The following is a 25,650-nucleotide window of genomic DNA, read 5'->3' on the forward strand; positions in this document are numbered from 1 at the left end:
GATGCTCTCCTTCGTGAATAGACAATTAGATGACGTAGCCGCCGGACACTTCGATGTCTTGCGCGTTGACCCAGCCGCTGTCGTAAGTGAGCAGCGAGGTGATGGCACGGGCGACTTCCTCCGGCTCGCCGACGCGGCCCAGAGCCGTTTGCGATGACAGCAGCGCTTCGAATTCGTCATTGAGGCCACCGCCCAGCTCGGTGCGGATCGGGCCCGGTGACACCGAGTTGACGCGGATGCCTTGTTCACCGAACTCCTTGGCCATGTAGCGCGTGAGCACTTGCAGGCCGCCCTTGAACGAGGCGTAGGGCGCCACGCCGGCGGTGGCGACGCGGGTGGTGGCACTGGTGAGATTCACGATGCTGGCGCCTTTGCGCATCAGCGGCAGCAGCGCCTGCGTCAGGAAGAATGGACCTTTGAGATGCACGTTGAAGAGGCCATCGAACTGCTCCTCGGTGACGGCGGTGATGGGCTGGAACAAGCCGTATCCCGCATTGTTCACCAGACCCGCCAGATGCGTGGTGCTCCAGGTGGACGCCAGCGCTTTTTCGACATCTACGCGGAAAGCGGCAAAGCTGGCAGCGACGGCGACGTCCAGTTGCAGTGCGACTGCCTTGCCGCCGCGTGCTTTGATCTCGCGCACCACGGCATGTGCTGCCTCCGGGTTGGCGTTGTAGGTGAGGATAACGCCGAGGCCGCGACGGGCCGCTTCCAAGGCCGTTTTGGCGCCAATGCCGCGGCTGCCGCCGGTGATCACGATGACTTTGCTGTGGTTCATTTCAGGCTCCTAAAGTTCAGTGGTTGGGATGACTCAACTATAGGGACGCTGCCGTTTTCAGTCGCAGCGGTTCCTGTTCGATTCTTGCCTATTCCTGGCTATGCTTGTTCGGGCTATGGGAATGGGTTAGAGTGCCTCGATGCAACAGCAACTGAACGAACTCCGGGCCTTGGCTAGCCGTGCGCAGAACCGTCCGACCGAGACGGGGATTCCGCGTGTATTCATGGTTCAGGGCAGCATTCCAGAGCACGAGTTAGCCGCTGTGTACGATCCGATGGTCAACCTCATCCTGCAGGGCGGAAAAACGCTGACGGTGGGCGATCAGGCGCTGGACTATGATCCCGCCACGTATTTTGTGATGTCGGTGGATTTGCCGGCCGCCGGGACGGTGAGGCCGGCTGCAGATGGTTCGCCGTATTTGGCGGTCGCACTGACGCTGAATGCTGCCGTGCTGGCAGATTTCTTTTCGGTGTTGCCTGATCCTGCTACGCAGGCCACGGCCGAACAAGGTTTCTCAGTTGCGCCGGTGACGCCCGAGCTACTGGACGCCTGGGTACGCATGCTGCGGCTGATGGATCAGCCTGCTGATATTCCAGCGCTGGCGCCAGCCTTTGAGCGCGAGATCCTGTACCGCGTGTTGCAGGGGCCGATGGGATGGATGCTGCGCGATATTGCAACGCCTGATACGGCGCTCGCCCGCGTCAATAAAGTCATTCAGCGTATTCGCCGCGAATTTGCCCAGCCGCTGGCGGTGGAAGACTTGGCCGAAGAAGCCGCGATGAGCGCGTCAGCCTTTCACCGGCACTTCAAAGCAATCACCTCACTGAGCCCGTTGCAGTATCAGAAGCAGCTGCGCTTACTGCAGGCGCGCAAGCTGCTGGTGACTGCCGGGCAGAACGTCACCGCAGTGGCATACGAGGTGGGCTATGAAAGCCCGACCCAGTTCAGCCGGGAGTATGGCCGTGCGTTTGGACTCTCTCCGGCCAAGGACGCCTTGCGGCTCGCGGCCGCCATCAAGATGCGCTTAATTATTCAGGAATAGGTCGCGTCACGAGGAAGTGATACGCCAGCGCACCGGCGAAGGCGATACCAGCGCCGGTCAGCAGGGCCGGCACGAACGACCAGCCTTGGGCGATGTAGCCGGTCAGAATCGGCGCCAGCGCGCCGCCGAGGAAGCCGCCGAAGTTTTGGATCGCGCCCAGCGAGGCGATGCGGCTGGCTGGGGCCGCTACCGTCGCCAGCGACCACGCGCAGGCCGAGGCCGCGTTGGCCAAGAAAATCACCATGGCAATGCAGGCCACGGCCAGCACATTGCTCTCCACCAGCGCCGCCGGAATGGTGAACGCCACCATGCCCAGCGTGGTCAGCACCACGGCGTTGCGGCGGCCGGCAATCGGCGAGTCCGAACGGCGGACGATGCGGTCGGAAGCCCAGCCCGCCACCAGCGCGCCGGCAAAGCCGCACAGGAAGGGAATTGCCGCCGCCACACCGGCGTAGGCCAGATCCATGTGGCGCTCGGCACGCAGATAGCCGGGCAGCCACGTAAGGTAGACCCAATTCAAATACACCGAGCCGAAGAAGCCTAGCATCATGCCCCACGTGGTGCGATGGCGGAACAAGGCGCACCATGCGGCAAAGCTGGTTTGCGGCGCGGCCGCGCCGGCCTCTCCCACTTCGAGATAGGCGCGTTCGTCGGCGCTCATTTGTTCGCGCGCCGGATCGCGGTACACCGATATCCACACCAGCGCCGCCACAATGCCCAGTGCGCCCGTCACGAAGAAGGCCCAGTGCCAGCTAGTGGCCAGAATCAGCGGCGGCAGGCACAGCGGCGCCAGCGCCATGCCCAATGGCGAGGCCGAGTTGAAAATGCCGGTCGGCGTACCGCGTGCGCGCGGCGGGAACCAGTTGCTTACTGCTCGTGCCGCCGATGGGAAGTGCGGCGCTTCGCCGATCCCCAGCGCAATACGCGCCAGCACGAAATAGCCGAAGGTCGACGCCAGTCCACCGGCAGCCTGTGCCAGCGACCACACCACCAGCCCGGCGCCAAGCAGCCAGCGCGGCCCGATCTTGTCGACCAGCGCGCCCACCGGCAACTGGCACAGCGCGTAACTCCACGAAAACGCCGACAGCAGCAAGCCCATTTCGCCCAGCGACAAGCCGAGATCAGCGCGGATGAATTCATTCGCCACCGCCAAGGTAGCGCGGTCGAGGTAGTTGATGACGCCGCACACCACCAGCAGCACCAGCGTCAAAACTTGGCGGCGGCGAATCGAGGAAGGTGGGGCGAGTTGAGCAGGAAGAGAGTACATGCGGCCAGCAGAATAGGGAAAATGCTGGCGAGTATAAACAAGTCCACCGCGCGGCTGGGAAATTGCTAAGGCGCTTGTTGTTGAATCAGCTCACGAAATTTCTCGTTGAAGATTTTTTCGCGCTCTGCTGCGGTAGCTTGTTTTTTGACGAGAAACTTTATGGCGTGCCTTTGATCGTCTGAAAGCGTATAGGCATTGCTATCGTCCGGGATTTTGAAATGGCGATCCATGAGCCAAGTGACAACTAACATGAAAGGGGCAATGCCGAGCAAAATCAACAGTTCTTGCAGGTCTTTCATATATGCTCCTTCCATTCCGTTAAGGTCAAAGCGGCGCCATAGAGCACGACGCTGATCCAAAGTTTCTGATCCATATTCGCGCCTATCCAATCAGCAGGCCATTTGCCGCCGATACTGAGATAGACCGTCGCTAACCATAAAAAAGTTCCCAAAAAAAGTATAACCGCGCCTGCTCGCCGCACAGTGCCTTAGACCTCACTCCACTGCCGCAGCAGGTTGTGGTAGTGGCCGGTGAGGCCGACCATTTCCGGGCTGTCGCCGAGGCGGGCGCGCAGGCTCTGGATGTTTTGATCGAGTTCCAGCAGCATGCCGCGCCGCATGTCGTCGCGCACCATGCTTTGCGTCCAGAAGAACGAGCACACGCGTGCTCCGCGCGTCACCGGCTCCACCCGGTGGATGCTGGTCGACGGATATAGGATCAAGTCGCCAGCCGGCAGTTTGACCTCGTGCTCGCCGTACTGGTCGGTGACGATCAGCTCGCCGCCGTCGTACTCGTCCGGCTCGCTCAGGAACAAGGTCGACGACACATCGGTGCGCAGCCACTGGCTGCTGCCGGGAATGCGGCGCATCGAACCGTCCACATGCGCGCCGTAGTGCTCGCCGCCGGCGTAGCAGTTGAACAGCGGCGGAATGGTGCGCAGCGGCAGCGCGGCGGCAAAGAACAGCGGGTTGCTGGCCAGCGCCTGCAAGATGATCTGGCCCAGCTCCAGGCCCAGCGGCGAAGTCTCCGGCAACTGGCGGTTCTGCTTGACCTTGGCGCCCTGCATGCCGACCGTGGCGCGGCCGTCCACCCATTGCGATTCATCGAGGCGGCGGCGCATATCGGCCACTTGCTCGCGCGTCAGTACGCCGGGAATGTGCAGCATCATGATGTAATCCTCCTGAAAACAAAAAGCCCCGCCGGTAAGGGCGGGGCCAGCATACCGGAATCGGGAACCGGTGCTTAGAACTTGAAGTTGGCGGTCAGGCTGCCCGAACGCGGTGCGCCCGGGGTGTAGCGGTAGCCCGACTTGTTGATCGCTTGCACGTACTCTTTGTCAGCCAGGTTGTACACGTTCAGACGCAGGTCGATGTGCTTGTTGATCGGGTACGAAGCCATGGCGTCGAACACCCAGTACGAGTTGGCGTAAGCCGGGGTGCCAACAGCGCCGTCGGTGCCGCGTGCCAGCTTGTCGCTGAAGCGCGCGCCGCCGCCTACTTGCAGGCCGAACGGCAGGGTGTACGAAGTCCACAGCGTCAACGATTGCTTAGGCGTGTAGGTCAGCTGGTTGTCGCCGCTGGCGGTCACGACTTTACCCGACTCGACCTTGGTTTTCTGATGCACATAGCCGGCGCTGACCAGCCACTTCGGCAGGATCTCGCCGGTCAAGCCCAGCTCGATACCTTCCACGCGTTTCTTACCGGTCTGGTAGTACTGCGAGTCGACCGGATCTTGCTCCACTTCGTTTTTCACTTCGGTGCGGAACAGGGCCGCCGACAGCGCCAGTTTCTGGCCCAGCAGATCCCACTTGGTGCCCAGCTCGTAGTTGGTGGTCTCCTGTGGATCGAACTTCGGATTGGCCGCGCTGCTGGCCGAGGTGCTCAGGGCGAAGTTGGTGCCGCCAGGAGGCGCTTTCGACGACGCGACCAGCGCGTACACGCTGCTGTTGGCGGTTGGCTTGTACAGTGCCGACAGCTTGCCGTTGACCAGGTTGTCCGACGCTTCGATCGAGCTGGCAACCAGCGTGCCGATCGGGATCAGCTGCGGCTGGCCGGCGGCAGCTGCGGCTTGCACCGTGGTCGCGTTGTAGGTGGTGTTGTAGTGGTCAACGCGCACGCCGCCGTTGAAGATCCACTGCTCGCCGACCTTGATGGTGTCGAACACGTACAGGCTCTGGGTGTTGGTGGTGCCGTCGCTGCGGCCGCCGTTACGCTTCAGGTTGACCTGCGCCGAGGTGATCGGGGTGTTCGGGTTCGGGTGGTAGATACTGGTCGGTGGCAGGCCGGCAGTCGCTGCCGGGGCCGTGTTGGCATACGTGAAGTTGGTCTGCTTCTCGTTGGTCAGCTCGACGCCGCCCACCACGGTGTGCTTGAGCGCGCCAGTGGCGAAGTCAGCGGTCAGGGTGGTCTGGTTGGTCAGGATTTCGTTCAGCTGATCCTTGGTGGTCAGGTTGGTACGCGCCATGACCCAGTTGTCGGCGCCGGTGGCCGCGGTGTTCGCGTTCAGGTTGGTGTTGGTGGCCATGAACGAGGTCAGCAGGTAATCCTGCTTGGTCTTGCCGTAGCGGCTGGTGTTGACCAGCTTGGCGCCGTTGGCGAAGTCGTGCTCAACCTTCACGGTGGCCATGTCGGCCTTGACGTTGTCGTGATCCAGCACCGAGCCGTAGAAGTTCTTCGGATCGACCGGAGCGGCGCCGGCCATGAACGAGAAGCTCTTGGCTGGACGGGCCGGCGCGGTTGGGGTGGCAGCCACGGCAGCGATGTCCGGTGGTGGCGTCCATCCCGGCAGGCCGATGGTCAGCACGCCGCCGTCAGGAATGTTGTTTTGCTTGACGTGGAAGTAGTTCAGGTAGACGCGTGTCGGCGAGTTCAGGCCGAAGGCGACCGATGGCGCCACGCCCCAGCGCTTGGCTTTGACGAAATCGCGGCCTGGGTTTTCGCTGTCTTGATCCAGCAGGTTCAGGCGGAAAGCGATGCCCGAATCAGCATCGATCACGGTGTTGATGTCGGCGGTAGCGCGGCGTTGCTTGCCGCTGCCCACGGTGGCCGAACCGCTGTAGGCGTTTTCCAGCTGTGGCTGTTTGCTGACCAGGTTGATCGAGCCGGTTGGCGAGGAGCGGCCGTTGTCGGTGCCGGCTGGGCCTTTCAGCACGTCGATTTGTTCGATGTTGAAGGTGTCGCGCGAGATCGAACCGATGTCGCGCACGCCGTCGACGTAGATGCTGCTCGAGGCGTCGAAGCCGCGCATGTAGATGGCGTCGCCGGTGTTGGTATTGCCGTTTTCACCGAGGAAGAACGCGCCCACGCCCGGGGTGTTGCGCAGCGCTTCGGTCAGGGTGGTGGCGCCTTGCTGCTCGATCAGTTCTTTCTTGATGACGGTCAGGGTCTGGGCGGTGTCGACCAGTTTTTCGGTGTACTTGGCGGAAGAAGCACGTTCGGCTTTGAAATCATTCTCGCGGCTGCCGTTGACCTGGACTTCTTGCAAAGTCTTGGTTTTCTCGGCGGCGTCCGGCGCGGTAACAGTGTCGGCAGCGTGGGCGGCCACTGGCAGCAACATTGCAGCCAATGCTGCGCTCATGTGTTGGTTAAAGCGCGTCTGCGCATGTTTGCGACTCTTGATCATTGCCATTTGCTTCTTTCCGTTCGTAAATGTGAGTAAAAGAATAGGAAAGATTGTAACAATAAAATGCCGTAACGTAAATGCGAATTATTATCAATATGATTCAGAGGCGCGCGACGGCAAGGAAAAGCGTTGTAGAAACGCTAAAAAGCTACTCAGGATTGCTCGCGTGCCAGCCAGGCGCGGGCTTGGGCGAGGGTTTGTTCGAGCTCGGTGCGGACTTCGCGGTAGCGTTCGTCGAGTTCCTCGTCGCGCTGGCCGTTGATGGCGTCCTCGGCGGCCATGGTGGCCTTGATCAGGCGCTTGGCGCCCAGCACGCCAACCGCGCCGCGCAGGCTGTGGAAGGCGCGGGCAGCATCGCGCAGCCGGCCCTCTTGCAGGGCCAGCGCGGCTTGGTCTAGCGGCTCCATGCCACTGTCGATAGCGCCGCGCACCATCTTGAAGATGGCGGCGCGCCCCTTGGCGTCCTTGCCCATCACCCGCATCATGCCGTCCATATTGAAGATGGCGGCCTCGCCGGCGGGCATCGGCGAGGTGACCAGCTTGGGTGGTGGCGCGGCGATGGCCGAGGCCGGTATCGGCAGCGGCCCGCCCAGCGGCACGGCTTCGCGCGGGGCGAATACCGGTGCCGGAGCCGGAGCGGGCGCGGACGCAGCAGGGGCTGGCGGTGCGGCAGCAGGCAGTCTCGCTGCGGCTTCCATCGCGGCCAGCAAATCGTCTTCGGCCGGCGGCGGGGCCGGGATCGGCGGGCTGGCGACCGGCAGCACCGGCTTGGGCAAGTGCTTGCGCAGCACTGCCAGCATTTCGTCCACTTCGATCGGCTTGGGGATGAAATCGGTAATGCCCGCTTCGCGGCTGCGCTCGCGCTCGGACTCCAGCACGCCAGCCGTCATGGCGATGATCGGCAGCACCAGCTTCAACTCCTGGCGCAGCAGGCGGGTGGCGGTGAAACCATCCATCACCGGCATTTGCATGTCCATCAGCACCATGTCGTACTCGGCGGCGCGGTTGCGCATCATCTCCACCGCTTGCCGGCCGTCGCCGGCAATGTCGAGCGTGGCGCCGGCGTGTTCGAGAATGCCGCGCGCCACCGCCTGGTTCAGCAAATTATCTTCCACCAGCAGGAAGTGGATGTCGGCCAGCGAGCCGACGATGCCCTGCTCGGTGACCGCCTGCGGATCGGCCTCGCCCTGCGTGACCAGCGCCTGATGCAGCGCGTCGAACAGGTTGGAACTGGTGATGGGCTTGACCAGCACCACGTCGGCCTCCGGCGCGTGCGAGATTTCTTCGATACGGTCGCGGGCAAAAGCGTTCAGCATCACCACAATCGGTTGCGGCTGGCCGGCTGCTGCAGCGCGGATGCCCTTGGCCGTGGCCAAGCCATCCATGCCGGGCATGTGCCAGTCGGCCAGCACCACATCGTAGGGCTGCTGCTGGTCGCGGCTTTGCCGGTAGCGCCGCAGCGCGGCCTCGCCGGAATCGACCTCGTCGGCTTGCCAGCCCCACGCGCGGATCAGGCGCGCCACCAGCTCGCGGCTGGTGCGGTTGTCGTCGGCCACCAGCAGGCGCAACTGGCCCAGCGCCGGCTTGCGGCGCTCGTCGGTTTGGTCGGCCTGGATGTCAAACGGCAGGCTGAACCAGAAAGTCGAGCCCTGCCCCGGCCGGCTGTTGACGGAAATTTGCCCACCCATCAGTTCGATCAAGCGCTTGGTGATGGCGAGGCCCAGCCCGGTGCCGCCGAAGCGCCGGGTGATGCTTTGGTCCCCCTGCGAGAAGGCATTGAACAGCTGGCCCAGCTGGGCCTCGGTCATGCCCATGCCGGTGTCACGCACTTCGAAGCGCAGCAGCGCGCTGTGTTCATCGCGCGCGCTCAATTGCACGCTGACCACCACCTCGCCCTGTTCGGTGAACTTGATGGCGTTGCCGGCGAGGTTGATCAGGATTTGCTGCAGCCGCATGGAGTCGCCACGCAGCCGATTCGGCACGGCGGCATCGACGCTGATCGCCAGCTCCAGCTCCTTGTCGCCGGCATTCATGGTCATCATGGTGGCCAGTGAATCCATGGTGTCGTTGAGCGCAAAGTCGACCGGCGACAGCTCCAGCTTGCGCGCCTCGATCTTGGAAAAGTCCAGCACGTCGTTGAGAATGCCCAGCAGCGACTGGCCGGACACCCGCACCATGTTCAGATACTTGCGCTGCTGCTGTGTCAGCTGCGTATTGCCGAGCAGGTAGACCATGCCCAGCACTGCGTTCATCGGCGTGCGGATTTCGTGGCTCATATTTGCCACGAAATCGCTCTTGGCGCGGTTGGCGGCTTGCGCGCGGTCGCGCTCGCGTTCGAGATCGAGCGCGCGCTCTTCCACTTCCTGTTGCAGGCGGTGGCGTTCGGTAATGTCGGAAATCACCGCCAGCACCTTAGTGCCCTGGTCGGTGCGCACTGCGCTCAGGTTGACCTCGACCGGGAACTCGCTGCCGTCGCGGCGGCGGCCGTGCAGCACCTTGCCCTGCCCCATGCGCACCGGCTCGGCGCTCAGGCGATCGGCAAAGAAACGGTGGCGATGGGTGGCGTGCTGGCTGCGCAAACGTTCCGGCACCAGGATTTCCAGCGGCTGTCCCAGCACCTCGTCGCGCTCGTAGCCGAAGCAGCGTTCGCCTTCGCGGTTGAAGGTTTCGATGCGGCCGTCCACACCCACCACCACGATGGTGTTCGGTGCGAACTCGACCAGGCTTTGCAGGCGCGCGTCGGCGGCCAGGCGTTCGTGCATCAAATCATTGAAGGCCGAGGTCAGCTGGCCGACTTCATCGCGCGCGTGCACCGGCAGCGGCGTGAAGCGGGCCGGATGGGCGCGCAGCGCGACGATGGCGTTGCGTAGCTTGATCAGCGGCGCCATCAGACGCAAGGTCAGCACGCTGATCAGCAAGGCCGTCAGCACGGCCGCCAAGCCGCTCCAGATCAGCACGCGCTTGATCACGCCGTCGAACGGTTCCAGCGCTTCTTCCGCCGGCAGCGAGGTGGCCAGCAGCCAGTCGACCGATTTCAGCTGCTTGTAGCTGTTGAGCGTGGGGCGGCCCTCGCCCATGCCCATTACCGTGCCTTCGAAGCCTTCTTCCAGCGCGCGGGTGGTGGCCGGATTGGCGTTGGCGGCGCGCGGCTTGAGCAAGCGGGTGATGTCGGGATGCAGCACATACACCGGCGTCTCGCTGCGGGTCAGCGCGAAGTAATAGCCGGTGCTGCCGACCTTGGCAGTGCGCAAATGGCCCAGCAGATTGTCCTTGTACAGGCGCAGCACGCCGATCAGCACGCATACCACCTCGCCCTTATCGTTGAGCACCGGCGCCACCATCTGCACGATGGGCTGCTTGTTGGCGCGGCCGATCAGCGGCTCCGTGATCATCGGCTTGCGGGTGCGCATCACGGTCTTGAAGTAGGCGCGGTCGGAAGCGTCGATGCCGACCCGGCCCGGCACCAGCGGCAAATCGGAAATCACCTTGCCCTGCGCGTTCATCACCAGCAAATCATCGAACAGGGCCAGCACGGCGCGGTTCTGGTAATACTCGCGCAGCTTTTCGGCGGAGGTGTCGAGGCCCGGCGGCTGGTTGCGCGCGGATAGCGCGATGATATCGAGCAGCATGGCCAGCTTGTCGTCGAGCTCCTGCGCGGTGCGGTTGATCAGCGCGGTCTGTTGCGTGAACAGCACGCGCGTGTAGTCTTCCTGCATGCGCTGGGTCTGTACCAGCGTGACTAGTCCGATCATCAGGACCGAGGTGATGCTAGTAGCGAGAGCGACTTTAGCCTTGATGCCGAGTGGCTTCATATCATCCTTGATGTATGCGGGGCTGGGTCGATTCTCCTATCAATGGCTTACCTTGGCAAGAAAGAAAAAGCCAGCGTGCACAAGGCGCGCTGGCTTGCTTGCTACATGAAACTGTATTAACGCTGTGCTGCGGCGATGATCACTTCAGCCACCTTGGCCGGCTGCGATACCATCGGCACGTGGCTGGTTGCCAGCGTGGTGGTGGTGGCGTTGATCTTCTTCGCAAACGCTTGTTGCAGTTCCGGCGCGATCATACGGTCTTTGCTGGCAGCGATGTAGTAGCTCGGTTTGTTTTTCCATGCTGCCACGGTGGTGGTCTCGCCGAAAGCCTTGAGTGCGATTGGGCCTTGGGTGGCGTAGATCAGCGAGGCGGTCGCTGGCGATACGTCTTGCGCAAAGTTTTTAGCGACCGAGTCAGCTGGCAGCCAGGCGTAGCCGGTAGCATCGACTTGCAGGGTAGCGATGCCAGGTGGCACAGCGTAGTCTTTGCCGAGGTTGCCGGTAGCTTCGCCTTCCGACGGAGCGAAGGCTGCCACGTAGACCAGCGCCTTGATCTTGTCGCTGGTGCCGGCTTGGGTAATCACGGTGCCGCCCCACGAGTGGCCGACCAGAACGACCTTGCCGGTTTGTGCGTCAACTACGCGCTGGGTAGCGGTCACGTCGTCAGCCAGCGAGCTCAGCGGGTTCTGCACGGCGACCACTTTGTAGCCTTTAGCGTGCAGCAGAGGAATCACCTTTTCCCAGCTGGAGCCGTCAGCAAACGCGCCGTGCACCAGCACGATGGTGGTGTCGTTAGCAGGAGCAGCAGCGTGAGCGAAAGCGGTGGCGGCCAGCAGAGCGGAAGCGATCAGAGTGCGTTTCATGGTAATTCCTTTCAAGGTTACACGCTATTAGTTAGCGCGCTAAGTGTTTGTCTTTAAAAAACGCGCCTTGTTTAAGCCGCGTCCATGAACCGTAATATAGTGCACAAATAATTAGTGCGCAAGTTAATTTTAAAATTTTTTTGAGTCTGTTGTTTTTGACGGGGTTGACGCTGCATGTTGCTTTAAAAGTTCGCGGCACCACCCTAACCCGCACACCGCTGCAGCCAGGGTCTGACCCCGTACGGGGTCAGACCCTTTCGTTCGGGGTGCTTTTCAAGCTAGTAGTTGAAGGCCCACCAGGACTCATTATGGTACCCCGCCATTCAAGGGCCGAGGTTTTGGTTGAGTTTGCCCAGGTTGCGCATCAGGGAGGCGACTTCTTCGTTCTCGATCGAGCACTGGGCGGCGAAGTCCTGGCTGACCTTGAGGGCGGCGGCGCGCAGGGCCTGGCCGGCCGGGGTCAAGGTCAGGACGCGGTTGCGCTCGTCGCGCGGGTCGCGGCTACGGATCAAATAGCCCTCCGCTTCCAGCCGCTTGACCACCGGCGTGACCGAACCGGAATCCTGCTGCAGGCGCTGCGCCACGTCTTTCAGGCCCAGTCCGTCCTGCTCCCACAGCACCACCATCACCAGGTATTGTGGATAAGTCAGGTTGAGGGCGGTCAGCAGCGGCTTGTAGGTTTGGGTCATCTTCAGCGAGGTGCTGTAGATTAAAAAACACAAGTGCTGATCCAGTGTGGGTGGCTTGGGCAGGGTCATGACCGCTAGCCTAACAAAATATTTTTCTGCGCGCGAATCCAAATGCGATTTCCCCGCCTCTTAGTAGCCGAGGGACTTCCTCGATCACACTTTGGAGAGCAAAATGTTCTACGTTAAAAATGTACCAACCTGGGAACGCGCGCTGCGCATCGTGCTGGGCCTGATCGCTATCTACGCCGGTTTCACTCTGCTGGGCGGCATCTGGGGTACGGTGGTGGCGTTGTCGGCCGCTGGTATCGTGGCGTCCGGCCTGTTCGGTTTTTGCCCGATGTGCGCCATGGTCGGCCGTCGCCTCGATAAGGCGGCCAAACAAGGAAAACTATGAGTCTGGCGGAACAGCATTTACCGGTATTGAACGCCGCCCACAGCGGCGACCCAGCGGCGCTGGCCCAGCTGTTGCGGCTATGCCAGCCCGATATCCGCCGCTACGCCCAGCGCAATTGCCTGATCGGCGACGTCGACGACGCGGTGCAGGAAGCGCTGCTGGTGTTGTCGCGCCGGCTGTCGTCAGTGCGCATGTTGGCGGCATTCTCCGGTTGGCTGTTCCAGGTTGTGAAGCGCGAGTGCCACCGTCTCGGCCGCGCCGCCCTCGGCCACGATCCGTGGGACGATGAACGCGCCGAGCAATGGCTGGCCAGCCAGGACACGGCCGGCTTGCGCGTCGAACTGATCCGCGCGCTGGAATCCCTTCCTGCGGACTATCTAAAAGTCGTACTGTTGCGGGACTTTGCAGAGATGTCGATTGCTGAAATCGCCGAGGAAACCGGCGAATCCGTGGCTGCCGTGAAGAGCCGCTTGCACCGCGCAAGGCAGATGGCGCGCGAATACCTGATTGGATGACTGCGGAATCGGCACGCAATCGCGGTTGATGGGCTACACTAGCCGCATGATACGAGAACTTCCTTCGCTGGTACTGCCCGGCGCGACGATCGAGATCCTCAAGGCCAGCTGTGCCTCGTGCAGCATGCACCAGCTTTGCCTGCCGATGGGGTTGGACAACAACGACATGGAGCGGCTCGACGAGATCATCGGCCGCCGCCGCAAGGTGCCGCGCGGCGGGACGCTGTTCCGCATTGGCGACACTTTCCAGAATTTGTACGCGATTCGTCTCGGCCATTTCAAAACCTACCAGGTGAACCGCGAAGGCGCGGAGCAAATCACCGGCTTCCAGATGGCCGGCGAGCTGCTGGGCATGGACGCCATCAGCGCCGACGAGCACCATTGCACCGCCGTCGCGCTGGAAGACAGCGAAGTGTGCGAGATTCCTTTCGCCACGCTGCAGCAGCTACTGGCCGAAATGCCAACCTTGCTGCGCCACTTCCACCGCATGATGAGCCAGGAAATCACGCGCGAGCAAAGCGTGATGCTGTTGCTGGGGAATATGCAGGCGACCCAGCGCTTTGCCGCGTTCCTGGTCAACCTGTCGTCGCGCTACGAGGCGCGCGGCTATTCGCCGAACACCTTCCAGCTGCGCATGTCGCGCGAGGAAATCGGCAACTACCTCGGCTTGACTATTGAGAGTATCAGCCGCTTGCTGTCCAAGTTTAAGAAAGAAGGCTTGGTACGCGTCAGCAACCGCGAGATCGAGCTGCTCGATCCGCGTATGCTGAAGGCGATTACGGCAGGTACCGAAACCTGCGGCTAATCCATCGACGGGGTACGGAAGATGAGTAGCCTTTGGCACCTCATTGCTATCCTAAAAAGTACCCCGAACGAAAGGGTCAGACCCCGTACGGGGTCTGACCCTGGCCGCAGCGGTGTGCGGGTTGGGTTGGTGCCGCAGACTTTTAAAGCGGCATGCAACGTCAACCCCATCTCAATCAGGCAGCAGCGCAACGCCGCGCTGCGCCGGCCAGCTCCATGATCCGGCCAAGCGCCACTCGCGCTTCGGCCCTTCCACCAGCACGATCCAGCGGCTGCGTTCCAGCAGCGGCAAGCTGGCGCTGAACGTCCCGTTCTCATCGGGCACCAGCACCAGCTTGATATCCTTCTCCGGCAGCGTCGCATGCGAGAGATGCAGCAGCAGCGTGCCGCTATCCTTGCGGTTGATACGCCCGCTTAAAGTACCGGTGACTGCGTCGTAGCCGAGAGCCACCGACAAGCCCAACTGGGCCGCTACGTGATCGCGCCGCAAGTCTTGGTTGATAGCCTTGCCCTGCTTGTAGTAATCGCCAACCACCAGCGCGTCCGGTGCGGAGACCGCCAAATAGCCGGTGTAAATGCTGGCCACCGCCACCAGCGCCGGCCCGGCCATCAACAGCCACGGCCAGCGTTGCTTCCACCACGGCGTAACCGGAAAAGTCAGTGTACTCATGAAAACACTCCTTAGCGCGGCACAATGAAGACCGCGGATTCTTTCACGTGCAGCGACGGATCGTCGGCTGCGCTCAGTGTCACTTCAATCTTGTTCGAGCCGGGATGGCCGGCGCCGTGCGCTGTGCGCAGACGGATCGGATAGCTGCGGGTTTCGGTCGCGCCAACCATGACGTGGTCGGCAGTCACTTGCGCCACCGTGTCGATGCCACTGACTTCAATCTTGTACAGGTGCGCCTTCTCGGACGTGTTCATGATCTGCAAGCGGTAGACGTTTTCGATCATGCCGTCCTCCACCTCGCGCCCCATCGAGCCACGGTCGCGGATCACGTCCAGCTTGAGCGGCGTGCGCAGGAATAGCGCGGTGCAGGTCGCCAGCACGATCAAGCCCAGCACGGCGGTGTAAATCTTCACGCGCGGGCGGAAGGCGCGCAAGCGGATCTCGGTCGGCGTTAAATGATCTTCCATCGCGCGTTCAGTGCTGTAGCGGATCAAGCCGCGCGCTTGACCTGTTTTGTCCATCACGCCGTTGCAAGCATCCACACAAGCAGCACAGCCGATGCACTCGTATTGCAGGCCATGGCGAATATCGATGCCGGTCGGGCACACCTGCACGCACAGCGAGCAATCGATGCATGAACCGCCATTGCCATGCGCGTTCTTGGACAGCGGACCACGCGGTTCGCCGCGCTTGGCGTCGTAGGTGATGATCAGCGTATCGCGGTCAAACATCGAGCTCTGGAAGCGCGCATACGGACACATGTACTTGCACACTTGCTCGCGCATCCAGCCGGCGTTGCCGTACGTGGCAAAGCTGTAGAACACCACCCAGAACCATTCCCACGGGCCGAAGTTGAGCGTCGCCACTTCGCCCATCAACTGCGTAATCGGCGTGAAGTAGCCGACGAAGGTAAAGCCAGTCCACAACGCCACCGCGCCCCACGCCAAATGCTTGGCAGTCTTCTTGCTGAATTTTCGCAGCGACGGCGGCTGCCGATCCAACGCAATGCGCGCGCTGCGCTTGCCTTCAATCTGGCGTTCTATCCACAGGAAGATTTCGGTGTACACCGTTTGCGGACAAGCGAAACCGCACCACACGCGCCCCGCCACCGCCGTCGCCAGGAACAGCAAGTAGGCGCTGATAATCAGCAGCGCCGCGAGGTAGATAAAGTCCTGCGGCCACAGCACCAGTCCAAAGATGTAGAACTTGCGCGCACCCAGATCGAACAGCAGCGCTTGCCGGCCGTTCCACTGCAACCAAGGCGTGCAGTAGAACGCCAGCTGCGTCAGCCAGACGAACAGCCAGCGCAGGCGCGCGTAGCGGCCATCTGTCTCGCGAGGATAAATCTCCTCGCGCGCGGCGTACATCTTGATGACTTGTGGCTGCGGGGCGTTCATTTTGCAGCGGCCGGTTCAGAAACGGGGGCCGGTGGTGGCACATTCACGTCGTTCGACAAGCTCCACACGTAGGCGGCCAGCACGTGTACCTTGGCGTCGCCGAGGAAATCCTCGAATGCCGGCATGGTGGCGGTACGGCCCTTGCGGATGGTTTCCATGATGGTCTCGGCGCTGCCGCCGAACAGCCAGATCTTGTCGGTCAGGTTAGGTGCGCCCATAGCTTGATTACCTTTCGCATCGGCGCCGTGGCAGGCCATGCAAGCACCGAACTTGCTCTTGCCGAACACCGCCTTGATCGGATCGTGGGTCGACTCGGACAAGCTCAGCACGTAGTGCGCAACGCTCTCCACGGCTTTATCGTCTCCGAGCGCAGCACCCATTGGCGGCATCGCGCCTACGCGGCCGTGCAAGATGGTTTCCTTGATGGTTTCCGGCGCGCCGCCGAACAGCCAATCCTTGTCGGTCAGGTTAGGGAAGCCCTTGTTGCCGCGCGCGTCCGAACCGTGGCATTGCGCGCAGTAGGTCAGGAACAAACGTTCGCCGATGGCGCGTGCTTGCGGATTGGACGCCACTGCTTTCAAATCCTGCTTCTGGTACTGGGCAAACAGCGGGCCGAATTCGCTATCGGCCTTTTTCAGCTCGCCCTTGTACTCGGTGTTTGAAGTCCAGCCGAGCTTGCCTGCGTAAGTGCCCAGGCCTGGATACAGGAAGAAGTAAGCGAGGCCGAACACGATGGTCAGGTAGAACAGCCACATCCACCAGCGCGGCATCGGCGTATTCAGTTCGGTGAGGTCTTCATCCCAGACGTGGCCGGTGGTGCCGGTCTTGCCGTCGGCGGTCTTGGCCAGCTTGACCTTCGATTGCGAGTACAGCAGCACACCGCAGCCGAACACGCCCAGCAAGGTCAAAACGACGATGTACCAGTCCCAAAAACCGTTGGTGAAATCAGCCATGGCGCTTCTCCTCGTCGTCCGCGAATGGCAGCGCGGCTGCCACGGCGAAATCGGCTTCCTTATGGCGCACGTAAGCCCACCACAGGATGCCGGCGAAGGTGATGAACGAGATCACGGTCATCACGCTGCTGGCGCTGTCAAACACAGTTTCGATAGCCATCTCAGTTCCTCGTTTTAATCAGGGTGCCCAGGCCTTGCAGGTAAGCGACGAGGGCGTCTTCTTCGGTTTTATCCTTGAGTTCCTCCGGCGCGGCGGCGATCTCGGCGTCGGTGTAAGGCACACCGGTCACGCGCAGCGCTTTCATCTTCGGCACCACCTCGGCGGGCACCAGCGTGGTCTTGGCCAGCCACGGATAGTTCGGCATATTCGATTCCGGCACCACGTCGCGTGGATTGTTCAAGTGCGTGCGGTGCCACTCATCGCTGTAGCGGCCGCCCACGCGCGCGAGATCCGGGCCGGTGCGCTTGGAACCCCACTGGAACGGGTGGTCGTAGACGAACTCACCCGCCACCGAGTAGTGGCCGTAGCGCTCAGTCTCGGCGCGGAACGGCCGGATCATTTGCGAGTGGCAGTTGTAGCAGCCTTCGCGGATGTAGATATCGCGGCCAACCAGGCGCAGCGGCGAGTACGGCTTCAGTCCGGCGATCGGCTCGGTGGTCGACTTTTGGAAGAACAGTGGCGCAATCTCCACCGCACCGCCGACGCTGACCACCAGCGTCACCAGCGCGATCAGCAGCCACGGATTTTTTTCGATCCATTCATGTGAAAATTTCATACGAGCTCCGGTTCAAGCATGGGCGGCGTTCACCGCCGGGATGCGGGCGACAGCGGTGTCGCGGTTACGCAAGGTCATCCACGTGTTGTAGGCCATCACGCACATGCCGCTCAGGTACAGGAAGCCGCCGGTGAAGCGCACCACGTAGTACGGGTAGGTGGCTTTCACGCTTTCCGCAAAGGTGTAGGTCAGCGTGCCGTCGGGATTCACCGCGCGCCACATCAGGCCTTGCATCACGCCGGCAATCCACATCGCGGCGATGTACAAGACGATGCCGATGGTGGCAACCCAGAAGTGCAGGTCGATCAAACGGGTGCTGTACATCTTCTGTTCACCGGCCAGGCGCGGCAGCAGGTAGTAGATCGAGCCCATGGTGATGAAGCCAACCCAGCCCAGCGCACCGCCGTGCACGTGGGCGATCGTCCAGTCGGTGTAGTGCGACAGCGCGTTGATGGTCTTGATCGACATCATCGGGCCTTCAAAGGTGGCGATGCCGTAGAACGACAGCGAGACGATCATGAATTTCAAGATCGGATCGGTGCGCAGCTTGTGCCATGCGCCCGACAAGGTCATCATGCCGTTGATCATGCCGCCCCAGCTTGGCGCCAGCAGCACCAGCGAGAACACCATGCCGATCGATTGCGTCCAGTCCGGCAGTGCGGTGTAGTGCAGGTGGTGCGGGCCGGCCCACATGTAGGTGAAGATCAGCGCCCAGAAGTGCACGATCGACAGACGATATGAGTACACCGGACGTTCCGCTTGCTTGGGAATGAAGTAGTACACCATGCCAAGGTAGCCGGCGGTGAGGATGAAGCCGACCGCATTGTGGCCGTACCACCATTGAATCATCGCGTCCTGCACGCCCGCGTACACCGAGTACGATTTAAATGCGGAGGCCGGCATGCTCATGCCGTTAACCACGTGCAGAATCGTCACGGCAATGATGTAGGCGGCGAAGAACCAGTTGGCCACGTAGATGTGCTTCACGCGGCGCTTGATGATGGTGCCGAAGAACACCACCGCGTAGGCGATCCACACCACGGCGATGAGTATCGAAATCGGCCATTCCAGCTCGGCGTATTCCTTGCCGCGCGTGAGGCCCATCGGCAGCGTGACCACCGCGCTCAGGATTACCGCTTGCCAGCCCCAGAAAGTGAAGGCGGCCAGCTTGTCCGAGAACAGCCGCACCTGGCAGGTGCGCTGCACCACGTAGTAGGAGGTGGCAAACAGGCCGCAAATGCCGAACGCGAAAATCACCGCGTTGGTGTGCAGCGGGCGCAGGCGGCCGTACGTCAGCCACGGTATGTCGAGATTGAGCGCCGGCCACGCCAGCTGGGCGGCGATAATCACGCCCACCAGCATGCCGATGACGCCCCAGACTACCGTCGCCACAGCGAACTGTTTGACGACCTTGTAGTTGTAGTGTTGATCCAATTGAGTTCTCCCCAGAACACTTTGATGATGTAGGTCAAAGGTTACTTAGGAGCACCTTAAAATTCTTTGATGTGGATCAAAACTTTCCAGATCACTTCTGATCCATTGGAGGGAGGTCGTCGTCTTTCAAGATGCGGTAGGCGGGGCCGACCAGGTCATCGAACTGGCCGTCGTCGGAGGCACGGAAGAATATCCACAGCGCGGCAAACACCAGCGCCACACTGAGCGGAATCAGCAAAAAAAGTGCTTCCATCATGGGCCTCGTCTTAGGCGTAGCGCGTTGAGCACCACCACGGCGGAACTGAGCGCCATGCCGACGCCGGACAGCCATGGATTGAGCAAGCCGAAAGCAGCGGCCGGTATCGCCACCACGTTGTACAGGGTGGCCCAGCACAGGTTTTGGCGGATGATTTGCATGGTGCGCTCTGCTGTGCGCGCGCTGTCGGCAACGGCGCTGAGGCGGCCGTTGAACAACACCGCATCGGCATGCGCTTGCGCCAGCGCTGCGCCACCGCCCATGGCGAAGGACACATCGGCAGCGCCCATCACGGCAGCGTCGTTGATGCCGTCGCCGATCATCGCCACCACGCAGCCGCGCCGTTGCAGCTGCTGGACGAAATTGAGTTTATCGGCAGGCAGGTAGCCGCCCACCGTGGTGTCGATGCCGAGTTGATCGCCGACGCGGCGTGCCAACATGTCATCGTCACCGCTGACCAGCACCATGGTTTTGCCGCGCTGGCGGAAGTAATCGACCGTATCTTGCGCGTCGGGGCGCAGGCCGTCATGCAGGTGGAAGCAGGCTAGCCACTGGCCTTCCACGCCGAGATAGACCGGCGTGACGCCATCGGCCACTTCGCGCTCTGGCGGCAAGCCGCTGATGCCGGCCACGAATTGCAGGCTGCCCAAGCGGTAGCGGCGGTTGTGCACCACGCCTTCCAGGCCGCTGCCCGGTGTTTCGATTAGCGTAGTGGCGTGCCAGTTCTGCCGCCATCCTTCGTCGGCGGCGTTGATGATGGCGCGCGCCAGCGGATGCGCGCTGCCCGCTTCCAGCGCGGCAGCGATTTGCAGGCAGAAGTCAGGACGCATCGAGCCTAGTGCCAGGGTCTTTTGCAGCACCGGCCGGCCCCACGTCAGCGTGCCGGTTTTATCGAGCACGATGTGGGTGGCGCGGTGCAGCGTTTCAAGTGTTTGCGGGCCGGTGATTAGCACGCCTTGCCGCAGCAGGCGGGCGGTGGCGGCGGCCAGCGCGGTCGGCGTCGCCAGAGAAAGCGCGCATGGGCAGGATACTACCAGCACCGCAATCGCAATTGGCCACGCGCGCGTAGCGTCACCGTCCAGCATGAACCAGAAGCCGAAGGTGGCCAGCGCAAACAGCAGCAGCCCGGCCACGAACCAAGCGGCCACGCGGTCGGCCCATTGCGAGATGCGCGGCTTCTCCCCGCCGGCGCGGTGGATCAGCTTAATCAAGTCGGACAAGGTGCTGTCCTGCGCCCGCCTGGTGACGCGGGCGAGGATCACGCTACCGGCGTTGATTGCGCCGCCGGGAATAGAGTCGCCTACATTTTTCGCCTGTGGCGCGCTTTCGCCGCTGAGTAGCGACAAGTCGAGCGAAGTACGGCCTTCGATGATGATGCTATCGGCGGCTACCGCTTCACCGGGCTTGATAACTATGACGTTATCCACAGCCAGTGCGGCAGCGCGCACGATGGTGGCGGCGCGGCTGGCCGGATAATTTTCCAGCAGCGCGGCTGATGCGGGCAGCGCGTGCTGTAAGCGCTCCAGCGCGGCACCGGCTTTTTGGCGCGCGCGCAGTTCGAGATAGCGGCTGCACAGCAGCAGGAAGATGAACATGGTGACCGAGTCATACCAGGTATCGCCCTTGCCGCTGATGGTGGCAATTACGCTCGCGCCAAAAGCGGCGGCGATACCGAGTGCCACCGGCACATCCATGCCGAGCGCCTTTGCACGTAAGCTGGCCCACGCGCCGCGCCAGAACGGCAACGCTGAATAGCAGATGGCAGGCAGCGTTAAGAGCAAGCTTGCCCAGCGCATCAAGGAGGCCATGCTGTCGTCCAGCGTGCCGTCTTCCGCGAGGTAGGCGGGAGCGACGTACATCATCACCTGCATCATCGACAGACCGGCCACGAACAGCTGGCGGCCCAATGACTTGGCGGCGCGGCGCTGCTGGTTGGCGTGGCGGCCAGCGTCATACGGATAGGCGGTGTAGCCGATGGTGTGCAGCGCGCCGAGTATGTCGCCCGGCTTGCAGGCGTCGCTGCGCCAGCGCACGTAGAGTTTTTCGGTGGCGACGTTGAGCTGCGCGCTCTCCACGCCGGGCAAGCGCATCAAGCGCTGCTCGATCAGCCACACGCAGGCGGCGCAGCGGATGCCTTCTACCGTGAAGGTGGATTCGCGGCTGTCTTCATCGAGAGCGAAGCGCGGATCGGCGTTGTCGTACAGTTGCAGTTCCGGCGGCAGTTGCTGTGCGCCGTCGGCGCTGGCGGCATAGGCAGTGCGCTCGCGGTAGTAGGTTTCCTGTCCGAGATCGACGATGGTTTGCGCGACGGCGGCGCAGCCGGGGCAGCACATGGTGTGTTCAACGTGCTCGATCAAGACTGTCCATGCGGCGTCGCCTGGCAAAGGCTGGCCGCAGTGGTAGCAGATCGCGGGTGCGGTGCTTATTGATGTGGTGTGAGACATAGCATATCCATCCAGTCGGGCGTGACGCCGCCGGCCGCACGGGCCAGTCCGATCACGCCAAAGCCCAGCACCAGCAGTCCGCAGGCGATGCGCAAGGAACGGCGCCGCATTGCTTGCTGCAAGTGCGCGCCCAGCAGGCCGAGGCTAATAAGCATCGGCAGGGTGCCGAGGCCGAAGGCCAGCATCATGGCGGCGCCGTTGAGGGCCGAGCCGCTGAGCAAGGCGGTGGTGAGGGCGCTGTAGACCATGCCGCACGGGAGCCAGCCCCATAGCGCGCCGAGGGTGAAGGCTTTGCGCGGCGTGTCAGCGGGCATGAAGGTTTTGGTGATGGGCGCGATGCGGCGCCATATTACGCGGCCGCCTTGTTCCAACACGGCGAGGCCGCGCCATGCGTTCATCAGGTAGAGGCCAAGGGCGATCAGCATGGCGTTGGCGAGCCAGTAGAAATTAAGCTGCATGCCGGCCAATGTCGCCATGCTGCGCGCACCGCCAGCGAGACCGCCTGCCAGTGCGCCCGCCATCATGTAACTGCTAATGCGGCCGGCGTTATAAGCCACCACGTACCCCACGTCATTCCGGCGAACGCCGGAATCCATGCTGAGTATGCGCACCGGCGTTCTATGGACTCCGGCGTGCGCCGGAGCGACGGCGATAGCGGTCACGATCCCGCCGCACATGCCCGCACAATGAATGCTGCCGGCCAGGCCGACCACAAACACTGGCAGTAGCTGCGCGCCGTTCATGGCATCCTCAAATCGTTTTCGAATAACGCAGTGGTTGCGGCGTGCCGAGATAGCGGTCGAATACCATGCAGATATTGCGGATCAACAGTCGGCCTTTCGGCGTGACCGAAATCCACTCATCATCAATCGTCAGCAACCCGTCTTCTTCAAACGCTTTTAGCTTTGCCAGTTCGGTCGCAAAGTACTGGCGGAACTTGACCGGAAAGCCCTGCTCAATCGACGACATCGACAACTCAAAATTGCACATCAATTTTTGAATCACAATCCGGCGCAGCAAATCATCGTTATCGAGCTTGATGCCGCGCGTGACCGGCAGCACGCCGTGTTCCAGCTTGTCGTAATAAGCGTCCAGCGTCTTCTCGTTCTGGCTGTAAGTCGCACCTACCGCGCTGATGGCTGACACGCCGCACGAAATCAACTCCGACTCCGCGCGCGTGGAATAGCCTTGGAAGTTGCGCTGCAGACGGCCCTGCCGCTGGGCCACCGCCAGCTCGTCGTCCGGCTTCGCGAAATGATCCATGCCGATGTAGATGTAGCCCGCGTCGCACAAGCGCTGAATGCACATTGCCAGCAATTCCAGCTTCACCGCAGGCGACGGCATATCCGCCTCCGAGATCCGGCGTTGTGGTTTGAAGATGTGCGGCAGGTGCGCGTAGTTGTACAGCGCAATCCGGTCTGGATTCGCGTCGATCACCTTGTCCAGCGTCTGCATCATGCTGGCCATGGTCTGCTTGGGCAGGCCGTAAATCAAATCGATGCTGATCGAACGGAAGCCGGCAGCACGCGCCGCATCCATCACCGCGCGCGTCTCGGCTTCCGGCTGGATACGATTGACGGCCTTCTGCACTTCAGGATCGAAATCCTGCACGCCAAGGCTGATGCGGTTGAAACCCTGCGCGCGCAAGCTATGCACGCGTTCCACGCTCACCGTGCGCGGATCGATCTCAATCGAATACTCGCCTTGCGCATCGGAGGCGAAATCGAAGTTCGCGTGCAGATGCGTCATCAGGTCGCCCATCTGCTTATCGCTCAAATAGGTCGGCGTGCCGCCGCCAAAGTGCAGCTGCTCGATCTGGCCCATGCCGTCGAACAGGCGGCCTTGCATATCGATCTCCTGCTTCAGGTAGCCGAGATAGACGGCGGCCTTGCTGTGATCCTTGGTGACGATCTTGTTGCAGCCGCAGTAGTAGCAGACCGTGTCGCAGAACGGAATATGTATGTAAAGCGATAAGGGCCGGCGACTGCGACGCATGCGCAGGCCGGCCACCGCCTCCAGGAACTGGCCGTAGCCAAAGTCTTCCTGGAAGCGATCCGCAGTGGGATAGGAGGTATAGCGTGGTCCCGACTGACTGAGTTTGCCGATAATCCCGGCATCAAATTCAACGGGTGGGAAGGGCGTGTTCATGATGTTTTAGGCGGCGAGACGTTTCACATTCTGTGTGGCTGCACCACTGGCACGGTTAGTACGATTAGCGCGGGAGGTGCGCGGTGGGCCGAATTTGAACAAGCTCACAGCTTGCGTCAGACCGCCCGCTTCGATGGCCAGGCTGGCGGTGGCTGCTGCCGCTTCTTCCACCAGCGCGGCGTTTTGCTGCGTCACCTGATCCATGTGGGCGATGGCCGAATTCACTTGATCCACGCCGATGCTTTGTTCGTGCGAAGCCACCGAGATTTCTTTCATGATGGCGGTCACTTGCTGTACCGAGGCCACCACTTCCTTCATGGTGGCGCCGGCGCGATCCACTTGCACCATGCCGGCGCTGACTTTGCCGACCGAGACGTCGATCAGGTTCTTGATGTCCTTGGCGGCGGTAGCGCTGCGCTGGGCGAGGTTGCGTACTTCACCTGCCACCACGGCGAAGCCGCGGCCTTGTTCACCGGCGCGTGCTGCTTCTACTGCGGCGTTCAGCGCGAGGATATTGGTCTGGAAGGCGATGCCTTCGATTAGGCCAATGATGTCCACAATCTTGCGCGAGGAGTTGTTGATCTCGTCCATGGTAGCGATGACGTCGGCCACAATGACGCCGCCCTGCACTGCCACCTCGGACGCGCTTTGCGCCAGCTTGTTGGCTTGCTCGGAGTTGTCGGCGTTTTGCTTGACGGTCGAGGAGAACTGCTCGACGCTCGATGCGGTTTCTTCCAGGCTGGCCGCTTGCGCCTCGGTGCGGCCGGACAGGTCTGCGTTACCAGCAGCGATCTGGCGGGTGGCGACAGCCATGGTCTCCACGTTGACGCGCACATCGCGGATGGTGGCGATCAAGTTGCTGTTCATTTGCTGGAGGGCGCGCAGCAGCTGGCCCACTTCGTCGGTGGCCTCGGTATCGAACGACGACGACAGGTCGCCGGCCGCGATGGCGCGCGCGCCTTGCAGTGCGCGATCCAGCGGTTGCAGCACCGAGACGCGCAGCGTGTACCACAGGAAGACGTTGATCAGCAGGCCGACAAAGGTGGCGGCAAAGATGCCGTAGTTATTCGCGCTGGTGCCGTTCAGCAGGGCCGCGCCGCAGACAATCACTTGCAGCACGTTGACGGTGCTGGTGGCCAGCCAGATGCGCATGCCGAGCGACACGTGGCTTAAGCGCGACAGCAGCGAGCCGACGCCGGGTTCGATCACTTGGCCGTTCTTGATGCGGATGCCGTGATTGGCCTCGGTGCGGATGGTGCGGTAAACCTGTTCAGCCTTGGCCACTTGCTGGCGCTCCGGGCGCGTGCGCACCGACATATAGCCGATGGTGCGGCCGTTTTCGCGGATCGGGGTGATGTTGGCGCGCACCCAGTAGTAGTCGCCGTTTTTGCAGCGGTTCTTGACGATGCCAGTCCACGGCGTGCCGGACTTGATCGAGGCCCACAGGTCGGCAAACGCTTCGGCCGGCATATCCGGGTGGCGCAGGATGTTTTGCGGAGCGCCGAGCAACTCTTGTTCGCTGAAACCACTGATCTCCGTGAAATACGGATTCACATACGTGATATTGCCGTCCAGATCAGTTTTCGAAACGATGGCTTGATCGTCGAGGACTTCTACTTCGCGGTTGGTGACAGGTTGATTGTTGCGCATGGGTCGTACTCCGGCTGGTTTTATTGCTGTATCGCAATACATATAGCCAGTTTACGTAGTCACCCCGCCGATTTTATTGATGTAGATCAAATTTACCCGGATTGGGCCGGTGTATGGCCCTTCCGGGAGAAGCAAGC

Annotated in this window: 23 protein-coding genes; 4 read left to right on the forward strand and 19 right to left on the reverse strand. The window is 61.9% G+C overall.

Features of this window, described 5'->3' with window-relative positions; all coding sequences use genetic code 11:
• Nucleotides 1-25: 25 nt before the first annotated feature.
• Complete coding sequence (locus GTP45_RS21915; protein WP_161015961.1) at nucleotides 26-778, reverse strand: SDR family NAD(P)-dependent oxidoreductase; 753 nt, start codon at nucleotides 776-778, stop codon at nucleotides 26-28.
• 139 nt (nucleotides 779-917) lie between these two features.
• Here GTP45_RS21915 and GTP45_RS21920 point away from each other — a divergent pair, with 139 nt between their 5' ends.
• Nucleotides 918-1,820, forward strand: coding sequence for an AraC family transcriptional regulator (locus tag GTP45_RS21920; RefSeq protein ID WP_161015962.1), 903 nt, complete (start codon nucleotides 918-920; stop codon nucleotides 1,818-1,820).
• Here GTP45_RS21920 and GTP45_RS21925 read toward each other — a convergent pair.
• The 7 genes from GTP45_RS21925 to GTP45_RS21955 form a co-directional block, all read right to left on the reverse strand.
• Nucleotides 1,807-3,087, reverse strand: a complete 1,281-nt coding sequence (locus GTP45_RS21925) for an MFS transporter (RefSeq protein WP_161015963.1) — start codon at nucleotides 3,085-3,087, stop codon at nucleotides 1,807-1,809. The two genes, GTP45_RS21920 and GTP45_RS21925, sit on opposite strands and share 14 nt — an antisense overlap.
• A gap of 65 nt (nucleotides 3,088-3,152) precedes the next feature.
• Nucleotides 3,153-3,386, reverse strand: a complete 234-nt coding sequence (locus GTP45_RS21930) for a hypothetical protein (protein WP_161015964.1) — start codon at nucleotides 3,384-3,386, stop codon at nucleotides 3,153-3,155.
• Nucleotides 3,387-3,574: 188 nt separating this feature from the next.
• Entirely contained in the window at nucleotides 3,575-4,255 is a 681-nt protein-coding gene (locus tag GTP45_RS21935; RefSeq protein ID WP_161015965.1) for a Fe2+-dependent dioxygenase, read from the reverse strand.
• Between the two features lie 74 nt (nucleotides 4,256-4,329).
• Nucleotides 4,330-6,714: a catecholate siderophore receptor Fiu gene (locus GTP45_RS21940; RefSeq protein ID WP_161015966.1), complete on the reverse strand. Its 2,385-nt coding sequence runs from the start codon at nucleotides 6,712-6,714 to the stop codon at nucleotides 4,330-4,332.
• 146 nt (nucleotides 6,715-6,860) lie between these two features.
• Entirely contained in the window at nucleotides 6,861-10,520 is a 3,660-nt protein-coding gene (locus tag GTP45_RS21945) for a response regulator (RefSeq protein WP_161015967.1), read from the reverse strand.
• 116 nt (nucleotides 10,521-10,636) lie between these two features.
• Nucleotides 10,637-11,383: an alpha/beta fold hydrolase gene (locus tag GTP45_RS21950; protein WP_161015968.1), complete on the reverse strand. Its 747-nt coding sequence runs from the start codon at nucleotides 11,381-11,383 to the stop codon at nucleotides 10,637-10,639.
• Nucleotides 11,384-11,706: 323 nt separating this feature from the next.
• Nucleotides 11,707-12,141 carry a MarR family winged helix-turn-helix transcriptional regulator gene (locus GTP45_RS21955; RefSeq protein WP_161015969.1) on the reverse strand — a complete coding sequence of 145 codons (435 nt, stop codon included), beginning with the start codon at nucleotides 12,139-12,141 and terminating at the stop codon, nucleotides 11,707-11,709.
• A gap of 103 nt (nucleotides 12,142-12,244) precedes the next feature.
• Here GTP45_RS21955 and GTP45_RS21960 point away from each other — a divergent pair, with 103 nt between their 5' ends.
• From GTP45_RS21960 to fnr, 3 genes are read left to right on the forward strand one after another with little or no spacing between them, the layout of a single operon-like run.
• Nucleotides 12,245-12,466 (forward strand): YgaP family membrane protein, encoded by a 222-nt coding sequence (locus GTP45_RS21960; RefSeq protein WP_161015970.1) that lies wholly within the window; start codon nucleotides 12,245-12,247, stop codon nucleotides 12,464-12,466.
• Nucleotides 12,463-12,981, forward strand: coding sequence for an RNA polymerase sigma factor (locus GTP45_RS21965; protein WP_161015971.1), 519 nt, complete (start codon nucleotides 12,463-12,465; stop codon nucleotides 12,979-12,981). Before GTP45_RS21960 ends, GTP45_RS21965 begins: the two co-directional genes overlap by 4 nt.
• Before the next feature lie 46 nt (nucleotides 12,982-13,027).
• Complete coding sequence (gene fnr / locus GTP45_RS21970; RefSeq protein ID WP_161015972.1) at nucleotides 13,028-13,786, forward strand: fumarate/nitrate reduction transcriptional regulator Fnr; 759 nt, start codon at nucleotides 13,028-13,030, stop codon at nucleotides 13,784-13,786.
• Between the two features lie 171 nt (nucleotides 13,787-13,957).
• On the opposite strand, the gene GTP45_RS21975 is transcribed toward fnr, so the two are convergent.
• The 11 genes from GTP45_RS21975 to GTP45_RS22025 all read right to left on the reverse strand — a co-directional run bounded on the left by GTP45_RS21975 (nucleotide 13,958) and on the right by GTP45_RS22025 (nucleotide 25,513).
• Nucleotides 13,958-14,455, reverse strand: coding sequence for a FixH family protein (locus GTP45_RS21975; protein ID WP_161015973.1), 498 nt, complete (start codon nucleotides 14,453-14,455; stop codon nucleotides 13,958-13,960).
• An 11-nt stretch (nucleotides 14,456-14,466) separates the two neighbouring features.
• On the reverse strand, nucleotides 14,467-15,852 hold the full coding sequence (ccoG, locus tag GTP45_RS21980; RefSeq protein WP_161015974.1) for a cytochrome c oxidase accessory protein CcoG: 1,386 nt from the start codon (nucleotides 15,850-15,852) through the stop codon (nucleotides 14,467-14,469).
• Complete coding sequence (ccoP, locus tag GTP45_RS21985; RefSeq protein ID WP_161015975.1) at nucleotides 15,849-16,805, reverse strand: cytochrome-c oxidase, cbb3-type subunit III; 957 nt, start codon at nucleotides 16,803-16,805, stop codon at nucleotides 15,849-15,851. Before ccoP ends, ccoG begins: the two co-directional genes overlap by 4 nt.
• A complete protein-coding gene (locus tag GTP45_RS21990) occupies nucleotides 16,798-16,965 on the reverse strand; it encodes a cbb3-type cytochrome oxidase subunit 3 (protein ID WP_161015976.1) in 168 nt (55 codons plus the stop codon). The genes ccoP and GTP45_RS21990 overlap by 8 nt, the downstream gene beginning before the upstream one ends.
• A gap of 1 nt (nucleotide 16,966) precedes the next feature.
• Nucleotides 16,967-17,581: a cytochrome-c oxidase, cbb3-type subunit II gene (gene ccoO, locus GTP45_RS21995; RefSeq protein ID WP_161015977.1), complete on the reverse strand. Its 615-nt coding sequence runs from the start codon at nucleotides 17,579-17,581 to the stop codon at nucleotides 16,967-16,969.
• A 12-nt stretch (nucleotides 17,582-17,593) separates the two neighbouring features.
• Nucleotides 17,594-19,015 (reverse strand): cytochrome-c oxidase, cbb3-type subunit I, encoded by a 1,422-nt coding sequence (gene ccoN / locus GTP45_RS22000; protein ID WP_161015978.1) that lies wholly within the window; start codon nucleotides 19,013-19,015, stop codon nucleotides 17,594-17,596.
• Between the two features lie 91 nt (nucleotides 19,016-19,106).
• Entirely contained in the window at nucleotides 19,107-19,268 is a 162-nt protein-coding gene (gene ccoS / locus GTP45_RS22005; protein ID WP_161016179.1) for a cbb3-type cytochrome oxidase assembly protein CcoS, read from the reverse strand.
• Nucleotides 19,268-21,715, reverse strand: coding sequence for a heavy metal translocating P-type ATPase (locus tag GTP45_RS22010; RefSeq protein ID WP_161015979.1), 2,448 nt, complete (start codon nucleotides 21,713-21,715; stop codon nucleotides 19,268-19,270). The genes ccoS and GTP45_RS22010 overlap by 1 nt, the downstream gene beginning before the upstream one ends.
• The gene (locus GTP45_RS22015; protein WP_161015980.1) at nucleotides 21,694-22,458 is read right to left on the reverse strand and encodes a sulfite exporter TauE/SafE family protein; all 765 of its coding nucleotides are present in this window, start codon (nucleotides 22,456-22,458) and stop codon (nucleotides 21,694-21,696) included. Before GTP45_RS22015 ends, GTP45_RS22010 begins: the two co-directional genes overlap by 22 nt.
• Before the next feature lie 7 nt (nucleotides 22,459-22,465).
• Nucleotides 22,466-23,863 (reverse strand): oxygen-independent coproporphyrinogen III oxidase, encoded by a 1,398-nt coding sequence (hemN, locus tag GTP45_RS22020; protein ID WP_161015981.1) that lies wholly within the window; start codon nucleotides 23,861-23,863, stop codon nucleotides 22,466-22,468.
• Nucleotides 23,864-23,869: 6 nt separating this feature from the next.
• Nucleotides 23,870-25,513 (reverse strand): methyl-accepting chemotaxis protein, encoded by a 1,644-nt coding sequence (locus tag GTP45_RS22025; RefSeq protein WP_161015982.1) that lies wholly within the window; start codon nucleotides 25,511-25,513, stop codon nucleotides 23,870-23,872.
• Nucleotides 25,514-25,650 lie beyond the last annotated feature (137 nt).

The sequence above is a fragment of the Duganella rivi genome (assembly GCF_009857435.1).
GTDB classification, from domain to species: Bacteria; Pseudomonadota; Gammaproteobacteria; order Burkholderiales; family Burkholderiaceae_D; genus Rugamonas; species Rugamonas rivi.